Origin of the sequence: Marivirga harenae (genome assembly GCF_030534335.1) — a bacterium.
Taxonomy (GTDB): Bacteria; Bacteroidota; Bacteroidia; order Cytophagales; family Cyclobacteriaceae; genus Marivirga; species Marivirga harenae.
Window position 1 is genome coordinate 735,959 of sequence record NZ_CP130565.1, and the last position, 16,228, is coordinate 752,186.

A 16,228-nucleotide genomic window follows, 5' to 3' on the forward strand; every position below is an offset into this window, starting at 1 on the left:
TATATTGGCCATATGAAAATGGATGAAGTAACGCTTAATTTCAATAGTGAAAGCTTATTGCTGTTAAATTTTTTGCTTGGCTTTATTATGTTTGGCGTTGCGCTGGACTTGAAAGTTGAGGATTTCAAAAGGGTTTTACTCAACCCCAAAGCTTCTATAATTGGGTTAATTTCTCAATGGGTAGTTTTACCTATTATTACACTTATCTTAATTTTTATTTTTGAACCTCAAGCTAGTATGGCATTAGGCATGATACTAGTTGCATGTTGCCCAGGGGGAAATATCAGTAATTTCATTAGTAAATTGGCAGGCGGAAATGCAGCGCTTTCGGTAAGTCTAACTGCATTAACTACTTCTGCAGCCATCTTCATGACACCTTTTAGTTTTGCTTTCTGGTCATCTTTTATCGATAGTGCCAGTGGTTTAAAAAGTAGTATTTCTCTCAATATATGGGATATGTTTTCTACTATTATCTACCTAATTGTGATTCCAGTTATACTGGGAATTTCATTTGCAAAATACAAACCAAAAATTGCCGGTAAAATAAAAAAGCCCGTCAATATCCTTTCCATCGTTATTTTTGCAGCTTTTGTGGTCATAGCATTTTTGAAAAATGCCAATTACTTTTTAGAATACATTCATATCATTTTCGTCATCGTTTTATTCCATAATGGATTGGCCTTCTTGAGTGGATATTGGATGGGTAAACTTGGAGGTTTAGAAGAAAGTGAACGAAAAGCCATATCAATTGAAACAGGAATTCAAAACTCTGGCTTGGGTTTGGTTTTGATTTTCAATTTTTTTGATGGAATTGGTGGAATGGCAATAATTGCTGGTTGGTGGGGAATCTGGCATATTGTAGCCGGATTAGTCATTGCTTACATTTGGTCCGGTAGGAAAGTATTTGCCTAGTACTTATACATCCTCGTAATCCACATATTCTCCCCCTTTGAAATTACCTCCTGTTCTTTTTCCCTTCTGGCTAGGCACGTGGTCGATATGAATGCCATCTTTAGTTTTTCTCCCTCTATTGTTCTCTTTATATTGTCTTTCTTGAGCTGTCCTAGCAGTTCTTCCCAAGAATAATCTAAAAAAAAACCCTCCCACTTTGAAAATAAGATACCCTATCAAAAAGAGAATTAATAAAAACTTAAACATAATTTTATAACTTAAGGCTTACGCCAAAATTTAATTTGAACTACTAGAAACAACAAATTCCCAAGGCTAAAGTTTCAAATCCAGCCCTAGGAATTTGTATATATAGTTTTACTATCTACTCAAGTAAAGGTTTCGTTCCGATACGATTTTAAGGAAATAATCATCCATTAAATCATCAATAAAGTAAATAGATTCACCCGTTGATTTCATCTCAGGTCCTAATTCCTTATTCACATTCGGGAATTTATTGAATGAAAAAACAGGTTCTTTAATTGCATATCCCTTTTTAACAGGATTAAATTTAAAGTCTTTCACTTTCTTTTCTCCCAGCATCACTTTAGTGGCATAATTCACATAAGGCTCTTGATATGCTTTACAAATAAACGGAACCGTTCTTGATGCTCTTGGATTTGCTTCAATGATATAAACGACATCATTTTTAATAGCAAACTGAATATTGATTAAACCTTTTGTTTCTAATGCTAAAGCAATTTTCTTGGTGTAATTTTCGATCTGCGTTAACACAAAATCCCCTAAATTATAGGGAGGCAATACCGCGTAAGAATCTCCAGAGTGAATCCCTGCTGGCTCTACGTGTTGCATGACGCCAATGATGTAAACATCCTCACCATCGCAAATGGCATCCGCTTCAGCTTCAATGGCGCCATCTAAGAAATGATCCAGTAAGACTTTATTTCCAGGGATATCTCGAAGTACATCTACCACATGTTCTTCCAACTCCCGTTCATTAATCACAATTTTCATACCCTGGCCCCCTAAAACATAGGAAGGTCTCACCAACATCGGGAAACCGATATCTTTGGAAACTTCCAAAGCATTATCAGCATCTTCCACTACTGTAAATTTCGGATAAGGAATATCGTTATCAGCCAACAGTTTAGAGAAGGATCCTCTGTCCTCTGCTAAATCTAGTGCTTCAAAAGATGTACCTATAATTTTTATACCATATCGGTTCAATTTTTCAGCTAGCTTCAATGCTGTCTGCCCACCTAATTGAACGATTACCCCTTCTGGTTTTTCATGTAAAATGATGTCATAAATATGTTCCCAGAAAACAGGCTCAAAATATAATTTATCTGCAGTGTCAAAATCCGTAGAAACGGTTTCAGGGTTGCAATTAATCATGATAGTTTCATAACCGCATTCTTTTGCAGCCAAAACACCATGAACACAAGAGTAATCAAATTCAATCCCTTGGCCAATTCGGTTTGGTCCCGAGCCTAAAATAATCACTTTCTTCTTCCCGCTTTCAACCGACTCATTTTCCTCCTGGAAGGTGGAGTAATAATAAGGTGTTTGTGCTTCAAATTCTGCTGCGCAAGTATCAACAAGTTTATAAACTCTTTTGATACCCATTTCATGACGCTTTTTATAAACTTCACTTTCCAAGCATCTCACTAAATGTGCAATTTGTCTGTCCGCATATCCTTTCTGCTTCACTTCCATCATCAATTCTTTAGGAATTGTATCAATAGAATACTTTTCAACTTCTTTCTCCAACACCAGGAGTTCTTCAATTTGCTCTAAGAACCATTTGTCAATTTTGGTGAGCTTTTGAATCGTTTTGAAAGGAATACCTAGCTTAAAGGCATCATATATATGGAATAGTCTGTTCCAACTTGGGTTTTCTAAACTGTATAGCAACTCATCTTGCTTTCTAAGTTCTTTTCCATCTGCACCTAAACCATTTCTCTTTATCTCTAAAGATTGACAAGCCTTCTGCAGTGCTTCCTGAAAATTGCGGCCGATACCCATGGTTTCACCTACAGATTTCATGGAGAACCCTAGTCTTCTGTCGGATCCAGGGAACTTATCAAAATTCCAACGAGGGATTTTTACAATCACGTAATCAAGTGAAGGCTCAAAATAAGCAGATGTAGTTTTAGTAATCTGATTTTTAAGCTCGTGTAAATCATAACCAATTGCTAATTTAGCTGCTATTTTGGCAATAGGATAACCTGTTGCTTTAGAAGCTAATGCCGAAGAACGCGAAACTCTTGGGTTGATCTCAATACCTATAATATCATCATTTTCAGGATTTACAGCAAATTGCACGTTACAACCACCTGCAAAATTCCCGATACCTTTTATCATTTTAATGGCTAAATTCCTCATTTCCTGATAAACTGTATCAGGTAAGGTTTGTGCAGGTGCAACTGTAATTGAATCGCCTGTATGAACCCCCATGGGGTCAAAATTTTCTACGGAACAGATCACAATTACATTGCCAATGTTATCTCTGAGGATCTCCAATTCATATTCTTTCCAACCTAAAATGCTTTGCTCAATCAATACCTCATGAATTGGGGATGAATGTAATCCGTCTTTCAATGCATTATCAAATTCCGCAGGATCCTTTACGATTGAGCCTCCGAGTCCTCCAAGCGTGAAAGACGAACGAATAACTAATGGAAATCCAATTTTCTGTGCAATTTCTTTTCCTTGTAAAAAAGATGTAGCTGTTTGACCCTCACAAACACCTACTCCCAATTCCATCATTTTTAGTCGAAATAGCTCTCTGTTCTCAGTGGTATCAATTGCATCTACATCCACACCCAACATCTTCACTTTATATTTGTCCCAGACTCCAGCTTTATCGCATTCTATTGCAAGATTCAATGCCGTTTGTCCTCCCATAGTAGGTAGTACAGCATCAATATCATGCTTTTCTAGAATTTCTATGATAGACTTTTTTGTCAGTGGTTTAAGGTAAATATTATCAGCTGTCACTTCATCGGTCATAATAGTGGCCGGGTTAGAATTGATCAGAGTAACTTCAATCCCTTCTTCCCTAAGGGAACGTGCTGCTTGGGAACCTGAATAATCAAATTCACAAGCCTGACCGATGATGATTGGACCTGATCCGATGATGAGTACTGACTTAATACTTTTGTCTTTAGGCATGAGCTTTTTTATTTCGTTGTGGGGCTAAATAAATTGGGCAAAATTAAGATGATAATTTCGAAAACGAAAGGAGTTCACCCATCAATCTGTTGATAAATTTTGCTTTCTACCATAGAATGATAAAAAAGCACTTTTCTTTTGCAAATAAATCCATGCTTTATAAAAAGACTGTCAAAATCAGCTAGCTCTTTTACTTTTAATTTAGCCGTAATTCTGAAAAATAAATACATCGCTTTAACCAACAATTTTTGAAATGCATTTTTGGGACAAAAATCTGTGTGAATCCAAATGCCCCCTTGACTCAAATTACTTTTCAGTTTTTGAATTAGTAAGTTCAAACTGTCTTCATTAAAGCAATCTAAAATAAAGGGGGTAACAATAACATCAAATCTTTTATCAGATTCCCATTCTAAAACATCTGTATGAATAAATTCAATAGAAGCGTCTGTCGTGACTTTTTTTGCTTTGTTTATCATTGAACGAGAAAGTTCAAGATAATTTATTTGGTGAGTTGACTTGAAGTGAGCTAAAAGTTGCCCTGTTCCACCACCAATAATAAGGACTTCGGAAGATGGAGGGATATTTTCTACAAAATGCCTGCTTGCAAGTTCAACTTGACCATAAAAAACAATTCTCTTTAAATGGTTGTAGCTAGTGGCAATACGATCAAAATCAGCCATCTATAATAATTTCAATAATTGGTAAAACGAATACAATATCACCAATTACCCGGTACCATTCCTCTTGTCTTAATACCACCTCCTTGCTCAATACCATTGCCAAAACAGAAGCCATTAGGATAAATATAGCTTGATAATCGAGTAAATCTTCTGTTTTAAAAAACATGAATGAGGAAGACCAAATAAGTACAAATGCTAAAAGCAAAACTAAAATTACCCGTCTTGAAAAATCAGCCCCTTTAACAGTCGCAAAAGAAGTAAAGCCTAGCTTTTTATCAATTTTATACTCAATCATATTAAACAGTATTAAATTGATACTAGCCAATATAAAGAGTTGTAACCAGAAATATATTAAAATAGAAGGAACACTTTGAATATAAGTCGCGGTTGGCAAACAAATTCCTGTAGCATACACTAGAGCAATAAACCATTCCTTACCCCAATACACTTTTTTTCTTACAAAATGGACAAAAATAAGATAACAGAAAACTGCAAAGCCCAAAGCCATTCCATATGCTAATAAATAAGGCTTTAAATTTTGCAAAATGAAAATCAAAACCATCGTTACAATAGCAATTAATCCAAATATGTAAGGGGCATTTTTGTCGTGAATAATATGCCTCAAGAAGGCATCTTTTGATTTGATTTTCCTTGCGTCCAACAAATGATCAATAGTATAAATCAACCAAACAGTAAGCCCTAAAGCGAGAATAGCATAGGTGGGAATCTCTGCATCAAAGTAATTACCAATCCAACGGGCACTAATCACAGCCCCTGCCACCACGTCTAAACTAAAAGCCCTTATATATTGGTAAAACTTAGTAAACATCAATGTAAAAATAGAATAAATCTAAGAAATTACTTACCTAATCGAGTTAAATCTAGTTTTTATCGAAAAAAAAAGGCGGTCATGTTTCCATAACCGCCTTTAGTGATATTGAATATCAGCTTAGATTTTTTCTTTAATCCTTGCAGATTTACCCTTTCTACCTCTTAAGTAGAATAACTTAGCTCTTCTTACTGAACCTCTTCTTACAACTTCAATTTTATCAATTGCAGGAGAGATTAAAGGAAATATTCTTTCAACGCCAATTCCACTTGAAACTTTTCTTACAGTAAAAGTTACAGAGTTACCAGAACCCCTTTTTTGGATTACTGCACCTTGGTATTGCTGAATACGCTCTTTATTTCCTTCTTTAATCTTCACGTGAACATTAACAGTATCACCTGCCTTAAAATCAGGAAATTTACTTACTGCTTCGTGATATTCTTTTTCAATTTCTTTGATCAAATCGCTCATGGCTCTTTCTTTTTTCCGATAATGGTTTCGGTACTATGCCCGAAAAATGGAGTGCAAATATAAGGATAATTTTATTCTTTGCATCCCTAAATAATATTTTTTTATTCTTTTTTCAACAAATCCGGCCTTCGCTCCTCAGTTCTCTTAACTGCTTGCTCAAAACGCCATTTTTCTATATTGGCCGCATGACCCGACAATAACACATCAGGCACTTTTAATCCCTTGAATTCAGCAGGTCTAGTAAATACTGGTGGAGCTAATAATCCATCTTGATATGAGTCTGTCAAAGCGGAAGTTTCATCTGACAAAACACCAGGCAATAATCTCACAATAGCATCAGTAACCACTGCTGCTGCCAACTCACCCCCTGATATCACATAATCTCCTATACTGATTTCTCGGGTAATGTAATGCTGACGAATTCTTTCATCCACACCTTTATAATGACCACACAATATTAATAGATTTCCTTTCAAGGCTAATTGATTAGCTAAGGTTTGCGTAAATTCATCGCCATCAGGGCTCATGTAAATCACTTCATCATACAATCTCTTGGATTTCAAATCATCAATTGCAGCTGCTATTGGTTCAATTTGCAAAACCATTCCTGCCCCTCCCCCATAAGCATAATCATCTATACTTTTTTGCTTATTAGTGGAGTACAACCTCAAATCATGGACATGAATTTCAACCAGCTCCTTTTCTTGAGCACGTTTCATTATACTGTCAGAAAAAGGCCCTTCCAGCAATCTTGGTAAGCATGTAATAATATCAATCCTCATCTTCCTCCTCCAAGTATAATTCCAACAAACCAGCTGGCAAGCTTACTTTTAAAAGCTTTTCTCCTCTGTCCACATTCAAAATCACTTCATCATTAATAGGAATTAATACCTCTTTACCTTTGTATTCCATCCCAATCAAATCCTGATGCCCTGCCTCAAAAACTTCTTTTACAGTACCCAACATTCCTTTTTCAGAATCCTCAACTTTGAAACCATCAATTTCATGGAAATAAAACTGGTTTCCGGTTAAATTCGGTAGTTCTGTTAAGGGTAAATGCAAAGAATTTCCTCTTAAGGAGATTGCGGCCTCTTTATCATCCACATCCTCGAATTTGAGTAGCGCCTCCTTATTCTTAAGTTGAATGTGTTCAATAAAAAATGGAACCAGTTTTCCGTTTTGCAACATGAATACTGATTCCATTTCCTGATAATCCTCTGGATAGTCTGTATCCAAAGAAATGTATAATTCACCTTTTAATCCATGAGGCTTCAATACTACACCTAATTGAAAGCATTGGTCAAGCTTCATGGCTGAAGGCTATTAATCTTCTTTCTTTTCTTCTTCAGATTTCTCCTCAGAAGCTTCTTCTTTAGGAGCTTCTTCAGTAGATTCAGCTTTAGGAGCTTCTTCAGTACCAGCTTCGGCAGCTGGAGCTTCTTCAGTCACCTCTTCTTCAGCAGGTGCTTCAGCAGCTTTTGCTTCAGCTTCAGCTTCTTCCTGACGCTTTTTGATAGCTTCAGCTCTAGCTTCGTTCACTTTAGTTTCAGCTTCTAATCTAGCTTTCTTCTCAGCCGCTGCCTTATCAGCTAAAGATTTCTCTTTACCTTCAATGGTAGCTTCCTTGTCTTTCATCCAAGCTTCTAATTTCTTATCAGCATCTTCTTGAGTCATTGCTCCTTTGATCACACCAATTTGCAAATGCTTTTTGTAAAGCAATCCTCGGTAAGATAGCATAGCACGAACCGTATCGGTTGGCTGGGCACCATTCATTAACCACTGAAAAGCCTTGTCGTTGTCCAACTCAATCGCTGCAACAGGAGTATTCGGGTTATAAGTACCAATTTTTTCAATAAAGCGACCATCACGTGGTGCACGGGCATCAGCTACGACTACATCGTAAATTGCCATTTTTTTTCGACCTCTACGGGCCAATCTGATTTTTACTGCCATTTCTTATTTTGTTTTAGCAATCACGAGGGATCACGTCCCTCTTTTAATTAGTTCGCAAAGGTAATGAAAAAAATTTGTAAACATAAATAGCTTCAAATATAAATTGAGACAATAGTACGACTTGGATTATTAGTACCTCTAAACTTAATCCCGCTCTAGACAAGGAATTTCAATAATAAAGCGAGTTCCCTCATATTTCTCAGATTCCATTTTAATTTTACCCTGCAATTTTTCTACGGTTTCAAGAATAATGTAAAGCCCTAATCCAGATCCAGTGCTTCTTTCCGTTGCTCGGTAAAACATTTTAAAGACTTCTTTCTGTTCCTCTTTGGAAATCCCTATTCCATTATCTTCAATTTCAATCTCAGCCTTTTTTGAATTGCTCTTTACAAACACCTTCAAAAATGGTTCATCTTTTGAATCATCGCTATACTTCAGTGCATTGGAAATCAAATTTCTAAAAATAACAGCAATTCTTCGGTTATCGCTGACAAATTGCCCTGATTGATGGACTTCAATTTCCTTCTTTACTTCATTATCACTATCCAAAAAAGACAGTTCATCAACTATATTGTTTATAGTTGCTTTAAAGTCAACTTCATCACATACCACTTCCTTTCGTTCATTACTAGAAAAATCAATTATCTCAGCTATAAAATCATCAAGTCTTTTAATACTCTTTTCCATTTTATCCAAATAGATGTGAATGTGTTCTGAATCTTTACGAGATAAATTGATTAACCCCAACAAAGAGGCAAGGGGTGATCGCAAGTCATGTGAGGCACTGTAGACAAAACCGTCCAACTCACTATTGACTTTGACTAATTTTGCATTCATTTTTTGAACAGCCCTTACCCTCCATTTATATATAGAGTATATAAGAAAGAAGGTGAAAATTGAAAACAGCAGATAAAACCATATGGTTTCATGAAATGCAGGCTTAACAGTAAAAAAGTATTTAGCGGGCTCTTTGGTCCAATAACCATGATTATTGGTGGCAAATAAAAGGAAAGTGTATTCCCCAGGAGATAAATTTGTATACTCAACAGAACGTTGACCAGACTGCAGCAGAAAGTCAGTATCGAACCCTTCTAACTTATATTTAAATTGTGTTGCATCCGGAGCTAAATAGCTAAGTGCAGTGAAATCAAATTTATACCGAATAGTACTTGAACTTAATACAACATTAGAGTTTTTGCTGTAGGTACTGTCTTGGGTGGTTAAACTTTCAACGTAAACTTCAGGCAGATCCTGATTTTCACCCATCCGATCTGGTGAAATAACACTCACTCCGCCCAAAGTGGGAATGTACAGCTTACCTTTTGAGGACTTTAAAGATCTTACAGCACCGGTACATTCGTTATCATACATACCGTCAAAACTATTCAACATGCGGCTTTCCACCTCATAGGTGGGATCCTTTAAAAATTTATTTATTTCATTATTATAAATCTTGATTACTCCTTGATTTGTAGTAACCCAAACATCTCCATGTTCATCCTCCAACCAATCAAACAGACTTAATCCCTTATACTTTCTGTCAAATTCTAATTTCAGAACCTCTCCTTCTACAATCAGGAATATACCTGTACTCGTAACAACCCATAAGCGGCCTGAGCTTTCAATATGAGTATTAAAAACGATTACGCCTTGATCATTTTCTGTAAGCGAAATATTCTCAATACCCCCTCCTTTTTTAATGATGGAGACACCTCCACTATGGGTTCCTACATATAGATCACCATTAATATCTTCTTCAATTGACAAGATAAAATCTGAATTTAGTCCTGAATTATTATCTATAACTTCTACAATTTCATCATTACGTATTTTAATTAAACCACCAGAACGACTTGCCACCCACAGATTACCATTTTTATCCTCGAAGATTCTTCTTAAATCTAAAGACGGCAATCCATCATTTAAATCATAAAATTTTTCGTTATCACCCCTTTTTCTTAGAAGTCCTTTGTAGCTCGCAATCCAGACCGTTCCATCCTTTTGTTCATAAACATCACGGATTCCGGTTGGAGCCACTGAGTTCTCAATCTTATAAGGCCGTATCCCTTTAGAATCCAGTACAAAGATTTTTCCATCATCGCAGCCGATAAAAAAGCTATTCTTAATCTCTCGTTCTGTTACAACATTTACATTATCATTTTCTAGCCCGTCAAATCGATTGTAGTTTATGATTCCTGTCTCTTTTAATTGCACAAGCCCATTCCTTCCGGTTGCTAACCAAATGCTACCTTCTGCATCTATCATGACATCACTGACCCTGGTAACATCTATAAAACCTAAGGACGAAATAAATTCAGTTTTTCCACTCTGTAGATTCATCCTACCCAAGCCATTGTCTGAACCTATCCACAAATAATTATTGACATGCAACATGCTATTGATTGATTCTCCATTCATGAAATCAAAACTGTATAGCTCATTATTCAAGATATAATTTAAACCTGATTGAGTACCCACTAAAATAGTATCACCAATATTCGATGTTGTATTAACTATATCACTCAACATCCCGTTAGAGCTCCTGTACTGTTTGACCACCTCAAAATCTTCAATTGCAAAAAGGCCATCGCCTTCTGTTCCCAAATAAATTATACCATCTTGACTTTGAAATAGTGATAGTGCGTTGGTATTCTCTATAACGGGGTGCATGAACTTAAACAAGCTATCATTTTGCAAGATTGAAAGACCTTCATTTGTGGAGGCAATCCATAAATCACCATTACCGTCTTCAATTACATCCTCCAAAGAAAGCGGTATCTCTCCATTTTTCGCATCAACCTTTTCGAAGCCTTCTTTTTCATTATAGCGGATTAGACCACTGCTCTGAGATGAAAAATAAATGGATTGGTCAAAAGGGCTGCGATAAATCTTGCGAAATCCATTACTCCTCAGAAACGGTAGTTGATTTACGTCATAATTAACAGTTTTATGACCATCGAATTTCTGAATTCCGTTATAAGTAGTCAACCAAATATAGCCGTCATCAGATTGCATGATGTTGGTCACATTATTAGCAACCAATCCAACCGATTTAGAAGACCATTCAGTTGCGATTAGTCGTTTCAATGGCGTTTCATTCCGTACCTTTTCTTGGGCAAAAATGAGCCCTGAAATACTTAGTATAAGCGTGACAGAAAGAATATATTTAAGTGCTCTAAAGAAATCCATAATTTAAGTCCTTCTGTAAGGTTAGGAACTTTACTATAAATAATGAAGTAATTCTTTAAATATTACAAAATAATAAGTGATATAACAAATTGTAAGGAGAATGAATTAAAGAAATTTATACTAACTTAAAGTCAACAAATTTAAAGAGTCCTCGTTTGCACAACCTAAACACTTGATTATCTTTATTATCTGCTTAATCGCTTAAGCAATTTTAATAGTATTTTATAAGTGTTTATATTTGCTTATCGATAAAAAACAATCCCATAATGGATAAATACACTTACATTGCCAATGCTCATGGTAATTACATAGAGGAACTTTACCAATCCTATAAAAACGATCCTCAATCAGTTGATGATTCTTGGCAAAAATTCTTTGAAGGGTTCGAATTTTCTCAGAAGGATTTTGGAGGGAATGGACAAACTACTGAGACAAGAGTATCATCAAAGGAGACTCAGGTTCGAAACTTAATTCAAGCATACAGAATGCGGGGTCATCTAAAATCCAAAACCAATCCTGTTAGAGATAGAAGGCCACACGATGCTCGAATAAGTTTAGAAGAGTTCGGTCTTCAGCAGGAGGATCTAAAGGAGGAATTCTCTATTGGCCAAGACATCGGACTGGGAAAAGCAAGCTTAAAAAGTATCATTGAGGCTTTGGACAGCATTTATATTGGGCCAATCGGGTTTGAATATATGCATATTCGAGATCCAAAAATTGTTGATTGGTTTATCGAAAAAGCCGAAAACTCAAAAGGAGATTACCAACCAAAACTGGATGAGAAAAAAAGGATTTTATCTAAATTGAATGAAGCGGTTGTCTTTGAAAACTTCTTACACACTAAATTTCTAGGGCAAAAAAGATTTTCACTTGAAGGAGGAGAAAATACTATTCCATTTTTGGATAAAGTGATTAATCGGTCTTCAGAATTAGGCACCAAGGAAGTGATTATCGGTATGGCTCATCGTGGGAGATTAAACGTTTTGGCCAACATCATGAATAAAACGTACGAGCAAATTTTCTCCGAGTTTGAAGGAAGTACCGACCCAGACCTAACTATGGGTGATGGAGATGTGAAATATCACATGGGATACTCAAGCTATCTTGAAACTTCTGAAGAAAAAAAATCTTACGTTAAACTAACACCTAACCCATCGCATTTAGAGGCGGTAAATTCAGTAGTTTTAGGTTATACCCGAGCACAAATAGATGATGAGTATGGCGAAGATGTCAATGCAGCTCTTCCGATTTTGATCCATGGTGATGCAGCGGTAGCAGGTCAAGGCATTGTATATGAAACTACCCAAATGTCACTGCTAGAGGGTTATTCTACAGGCGGAACGATTCATTTAGTCATTAACAACCAAGTTGGTTTCACTACAGATTATGATGATGCCCGTTCATCAATTTACTGTACGGACATTGCCAAAATGATTGATGCTCCAGTTCTACATGTAAATGGAGATGATGCCGAAGCTGTCAATTTTGCGGCAAACTTAGCAGTTGAGTATCGAAATAATTTTCATAAAGATATTTTCATAGATTTATTATGCTACAGAAGACATGGGCATAATGAAAGTGATGAACCAAAATTCACTCAACCGAAGTTATATAATAAAATTGCCAAACACCCAAACCCGAGAGAAGTCTATGTAAAAAAACTAACTGAAAGAGGTGATTTGGATAATGACTCTGTAAAAAAATTAGAGAAGGATTTCAAAAAACAACTTCAGGATAGGTTAAATGAGGTGAAACAGAAACCTTTACCCTATAAGCCACAGAAAATTGAAGAGGAATGGGAGCAATTACGAAGAGCAAAATCTGATGATTTTTTAGAGTCTCCCGACACTGCCATTTCTCAAGAATTGGTAGATAAAGTTGGTAAAGCCTTAACTTCGTTACCTAAGGGATTCAAGCCATTAAAGCAAATTGACAAGCTTTTAAAAGAAAGAAAGAAAAACTTTTTTGATGAAAAAATGCTTAACTGGGCAGATGCTGAATTGCTTGCATACGGATCATTATTGTCCGATGGAAATATCGTTCGAATGTCAGGACAAGATGTTAAAAGAGGGACATTCTCTCACAGGCATTCATACTTATTTGATGCAGAAACTAACGAGCCCTATTGCAATCTTGACCATATAGAAGAGAATCAGAAAGAGAAGTTCAATATATATAATTCCTTGCTTTCAGAATTTGGAGTATTAGGCTTTGAATATGGATACGCAATGGCCACTCCAAATGCTTTGGTGGTGTGGGAAGCTCAATTTGGTGATTTTGCTAATGGCGCTCAAGTAATGATTGACCAATTTATCACTTCGGCCGAAAGTAAGTGGCAAAGGATGAACGGCTTGGTGATGTTATTACCACACGGATATGAAGGACAAGGTCCAGAGCATTCAAATGCCAGACCTGAAAGATTCTTACAATTAGCGGCAGAAGAGAATTTAATTGTAACTAATATCACAACTCCTGCGAACTTGTTCCATATGTTCAGGAGACAAGTTAACTGGGAATTCAGGAAACCATTGGTTCAATTTGCTCCAAAATCACTATTGCGTCATCCAAAAGTCATCTCCCCTGTTAAAGAATTTACTGCAGGTAAGTTTAGAGAAATTTACGAGGATGATTACGTTACCAACAAAAATGTAAAAAGAGTATTGTTGTGTACTGGAAAAGTTTACTATGACTTATTAGAAAAACAGCAAGAGGACAAAAGGAAAGATGTTGCTATCATTAGAATAGAGCAATTACATCCCTTCCCTATGAATCAGATTGATAAGGCTTTGAAGAAATTCAATGAACCAGAAATATTCTGGGTACAAGAAGAGCCTTCAAATATGGGGTATTGGACTTATATGCTAAGAACAATCGCCAACAAAGCAGGCTTGCAATTGATTTCTAGAAAATCAAGCGCATCACCTGCAACTGGTTATGCAAAAGTACATAAAGCAGAACAAGAAGCATTAGTCGAAAAGGCTTTCGACACAAAGAAATAAAAATTTGTAAGATAGAATTCAGAGAAACATGAGTTTAGAAATAAAAGTACCGGAAGTAGGCGAATCAATCACTGAAGTAACCATTGCCTCGTGGTTAAAAAAAGATGGTGATTTTGTTGAACAAGATGAAATCATTGCAGAACTGGAATCAGATAAAGCAACCTTTGAATTGCCTGCTGAAGCTTCCGGTGTATTAAAAATTAAAGCTCAAGAGGACGAAACTATTGAAGTAGGTGCAGTCATCTGCGAGATTGATGAAGATGCCAAAGGCGGCAATTCTAAACCTGAGGAGAAAAAAGAGGAGAAATCTGAACTAAAACAGAAAAAGAAAGAATCTTCCTCTTCAAGTAGCGGACCAAAAAAGACCGGTGAAGTTCATGAAATGGTGGTGCCTACTGTTGGTGAATCTATTACAGAAGTTACTATTAGTTCTTGGTTGAAATCGGATGGCGATTATGTAGAAATGGATGAAGTCATTGCAGAAGTTGAATCTGACAAAGCAACCTTTGAATTGCCTGCTGAGGCTAATGGCTTTTTACAAATTGTTGCACAGGAAGACGACACAATTGAGATTGGCGCTACAATCTGTAAGATTGAAGTTACAGAAGGCGATGCTCCTAGTGAATCTTCCTCAGTGAAAAGCTCTGCTTCAAGCGATTCAGGCTCTGAATCAAAAGATGAAGACAGAGAAAGCTATGCAACTGGCCATGCTTCTCCAGCTGCTGCTAAAATTTTGAAAGAAAAAGGAATAGATGCATCGAATGTAAAAGGAAGCGGCAAAGATGGTAGAATCACAAAAGAAGATGCTGAAAATGCAGAGAAGCAGCAAGCTTCTAAATCGACTGAAAAAGAAAGTAAATCTGGTGATTCCGGAATAGAAACTAAATCTGTACCAGGGCCAAGTAGCGAACGGGATCAGCGTAGAGAAAAAATGTCTAGCCTGCGTAAAACGGTGGCAAGAAGATTGGTCAGCGTTAAAAATGAAACGGCAATGTTAACTACTTTCAATGAAGTGGATATGAAGCCTATCATGGATTTACGCAAAAAATATAAAGAACAGTTTAAAGAAAAGTATGAGGTGGGACTAGGTTTTATGTCTTTCTTTACGAAAGCCTGCACAATGGCATTGAAGGAATTTCCCGCTGTAAACGCGCAGATAGACGGCAACGAAATGGTTTATAGTGATTATGTTGATATGTCTATTGCAGTTTCTTCACCAAAAGGTTTAGTTGTACCCATAATTAGAAATGCGGAAAAGCTATCATTTAATGAAGTAGAATCCGAAGTAATCAGACTGGCTGTAAAAGCGAGAGATGGTAAGTTAAGTATTGACGAGATGAGCGGAGGAACCTTCACTATTACTAATGGTGGTATATTTGGTTCGATGTTATCAACTCCTATAATCAATGCACCACAATCAGCTATTTTAGGAATGCACAACATAGTGGAACGCCCTGTAGCCATTAATGGAGAAGTTCAAATCAGACCAATTATGTACGTAGCATTGAGCTATGATCATAGGATTATTGATGGGAAAGAATCTGTAAGCTTTTTGGTTCGAGTGAAAGAATTATTGGAAGATCCAACAAGATTACTTTTAGGGATTTAAGAATTACCTGTACAAAGTAAACAGAACAAAGTACAAAGAAATAGATTGAATTAGATTGCGATGCATAAATTTCAAGATCTGGATATTTGGAAGAGGGGAAGTGATTTAGGAGAGAGCGTGTACAATGTGAGCGCTCATTTCCCTTCTGAAGTAAAGTTCGGGCTGACTTCACAGCTTAGAAGATCTGCAGTCTCCATACCATCTAATATTTCAAAAGGTGCAGGAAGAAATAGCAATAAAGAATTCAACCACATTCTAGGAATGTCTTTGGGTTCTCTTGCGGAGGTTCAAACTCAGATTGTACTAGCTTCAAAATTCAAATTTATTACTGAAAAGAATAAAAATCAATTAGTGGAAGAAATTGAAGTACTCAGACGAATGATGTACTCCTTCCATCAGAAAGTATTTGTATAAT

The 16,228-nt window shown here is 36.4% G+C and carries 13 protein-coding genes; 4 read left to right on the plus strand and 9 right to left on the minus strand.

Translation table 11 applies throughout. The features are described from left to right. The first annotated feature begins 12 nt into the window (after positions 1–12). Positions 13–912 carry a bile acid:sodium symporter family protein gene (locus Q3Y49_RS03150; protein WP_303270785.1) on the plus strand — a complete coding sequence of 300 codons (900 nt, stop codon included), beginning with the start codon at positions 13–15 and terminating at the stop codon, positions 910–912. A gap of 3 nt (positions 913–915) precedes the next feature. Here the strand turns inward: Q3Y49_RS03150 and Q3Y49_RS03155 are convergent, their stop codons facing one another. From Q3Y49_RS03155 to Q3Y49_RS03195, 9 genes are all read right to left on the minus strand, one after another. Further along, the gene (locus tag Q3Y49_RS03155; protein WP_303270786.1) at positions 916–1,158 is read right to left on the minus strand and encodes a DUF4834 domain-containing protein; all 243 of its coding nucleotides are present in this window, start codon (positions 1,156–1,158) and stop codon (positions 916–918) included. 111 nt (positions 1,159–1,269) lie between these two features. Further along, on the minus strand, positions 1,270–4,083 hold the full coding sequence (carB, locus tag Q3Y49_RS03160; RefSeq protein ID WP_303270787.1) for a carbamoyl-phosphate synthase large subunit: 2,814 nt from the start codon (positions 4,081–4,083) through the stop codon (positions 1,270–1,272). Between the two features lie 74 nt (positions 4,084–4,157). Next, positions 4,158–4,763 carry a class I SAM-dependent methyltransferase gene (locus tag Q3Y49_RS03165; protein ID WP_303270788.1) on the minus strand — a complete coding sequence of 202 codons (606 nt, stop codon included), beginning with the start codon at positions 4,761–4,763 and terminating at the stop codon, positions 4,158–4,160. Next, the gene (locus Q3Y49_RS03170; RefSeq protein ID WP_303270789.1) at positions 4,756–5,592 is read right to left on the minus strand and encodes a hypothetical protein; all 837 of its coding nucleotides are present in this window, start codon (positions 5,590–5,592) and stop codon (positions 4,756–4,758) included. The genes Q3Y49_RS03165 and Q3Y49_RS03170 overlap by 8 nt, the downstream gene beginning before the upstream one ends. 120 nt (positions 5,593–5,712) lie before the next feature. Then, positions 5,713–6,063 (minus strand): 50S ribosomal protein L19, encoded by a 351-nt coding sequence (gene rplS, locus Q3Y49_RS03175; protein ID WP_303270790.1) that lies wholly within the window; start codon positions 6,061–6,063, stop codon positions 5,713–5,715. Positions 6,064–6,164: 101 nt separating this feature from the next. Then, positions 6,165–6,845 (minus strand): tRNA (guanosine(37)-N1)-methyltransferase TrmD, encoded by a 681-nt coding sequence (gene trmD / locus Q3Y49_RS03180; protein WP_303270791.1) that lies wholly within the window; start codon positions 6,843–6,845, stop codon positions 6,165–6,167. Further along, positions 6,835–7,374 carry a ribosome maturation factor RimM gene (rimM, locus tag Q3Y49_RS03185; RefSeq protein WP_303270792.1) on the minus strand — a complete coding sequence of 180 codons (540 nt, stop codon included), beginning with the start codon at positions 7,372–7,374 and terminating at the stop codon, positions 6,835–6,837. The genes trmD and rimM overlap by 11 nt, the downstream gene beginning before the upstream one ends. A gap of 12 nt (positions 7,375–7,386) precedes the next feature. Continuing rightward, positions 7,387–8,016, minus strand: coding sequence for a 30S ribosomal protein S16 (locus Q3Y49_RS03190; RefSeq protein ID WP_303270793.1), 630 nt, complete (start codon positions 8,014–8,016; stop codon positions 7,387–7,389). Between the two features lie 144 nt (positions 8,017–8,160). Beyond that, positions 8,161–11,205: a sensor histidine kinase gene (locus Q3Y49_RS03195; protein ID WP_303270794.1), complete on the minus strand. Its 3,045-nt coding sequence runs from the start codon at positions 11,203–11,205 to the stop codon at positions 8,161–8,163. 266 nt (positions 11,206–11,471) lie between these two features. On the opposite strand from Q3Y49_RS03195, the gene Q3Y49_RS03200 reads away from it, so the two are divergent. Genes Q3Y49_RS03200 through Q3Y49_RS03210 form a run of 3 tightly spaced genes read left to right on the plus strand, consistent with a single transcriptional unit; the run spans position 11,472 to position 16,227 of the window. Continuing rightward, entirely contained in the window at positions 11,472–14,204 is a 2,733-nt protein-coding gene (locus tag Q3Y49_RS03200; protein WP_303270795.1) for a 2-oxoglutarate dehydrogenase E1 component, read from the plus strand. A gap of 28 nt (positions 14,205–14,232) precedes the next feature. After that, a complete protein-coding gene (odhB, locus tag Q3Y49_RS03205) occupies positions 14,233–15,813 on the plus strand; it encodes a 2-oxoglutarate dehydrogenase complex dihydrolipoyllysine-residue succinyltransferase (RefSeq protein ID WP_303270796.1) in 1,581 nt (526 codons plus the stop codon). 60 nt (positions 15,814–15,873) lie between these two features. Further along, a complete protein-coding gene (locus Q3Y49_RS03210; RefSeq protein WP_303270797.1) occupies positions 15,874–16,227 on the plus strand; it encodes a four helix bundle protein in 354 nt (117 codons plus the stop codon). The last annotated feature ends 1 nt before the right edge of the window (position 16,228 follow it).

Excerpts from the sequence above, each read along its gene's own strand:
- rplS (WP_303270790.1), bottom strand. The coding sequence starts at position 6,063 with ATGAGCGATTTGATCAAAGAAATTGAAAAAGAATATCACGAAGCAGTA.
- Q3Y49_RS03150 (WP_303270785.1), top strand. The coding sequence starts at position 13 with ATGAAAATGGATGAAGTAACGCTTAATTTCAATAGTGAAAGCTTATTG.
- carB (WP_303270787.1), bottom strand. The coding sequence starts at position 4,083 with ATGCCTAAAGACAAAAGTATTAAGTCAGTACTCATCATCGGATCAGGT.
- Q3Y49_RS03195 (WP_303270794.1), bottom strand. The coding sequence starts at position 11,205 with ATGGATTTCTTTAGAGCACTTAAATATATTCTTTCTGTCACGCTTATA.
- odhB (WP_303270796.1), top strand. The coding sequence starts at position 14,233 with ATGAGTTTAGAAATAAAAGTACCGGAAGTAGGCGAATCAATCACTGAA.
- trmD (WP_303270791.1), bottom strand. The coding sequence starts at position 6,845 with ATGAGGATTGATATTATTACATGCTTACCAAGATTGCTGGAAGGGCCT.
- Q3Y49_RS03210 (WP_303270797.1), top strand. The coding sequence starts at position 15,874 with ATGCATAAATTTCAAGATCTGGATATTTGGAAGAGGGGAAGTGATTTA.
- Q3Y49_RS03165 (WP_303270788.1), bottom strand. The coding sequence starts at position 4,763 with ATGGCTGATTTTGATCGTATTGCCACTAGCTACAACCATTTAAAGAGA.
- Q3Y49_RS03155 (WP_303270786.1), bottom strand. The coding sequence starts at position 1,158 with ATGTTTAAGTTTTTATTAATTCTCTTTTTGATAGGGTATCTTATTTTC.
- rimM (WP_303270792.1), bottom strand. The coding sequence starts at position 7,374 with ATGAAGCTTGACCAATGCTTTCAATTAGGTGTAGTATTGAAGCCTCAT.
- Q3Y49_RS03170 (WP_303270789.1), bottom strand. The coding sequence starts at position 5,592 with ATGTTTACTAAGTTTTACCAATATATAAGGGCTTTTAGTTTAGACGTG.
- Q3Y49_RS03190 (WP_303270793.1), bottom strand. The coding sequence starts at position 8,016 with ATGGCAGTAAAAATCAGATTGGCCCGTAGAGGTCGAAAAAAAATGGCA.
- Q3Y49_RS03200 (WP_303270795.1), top strand. The coding sequence starts at position 11,472 with ATGGATAAATACACTTACATTGCCAATGCTCATGGTAATTACATAGAG.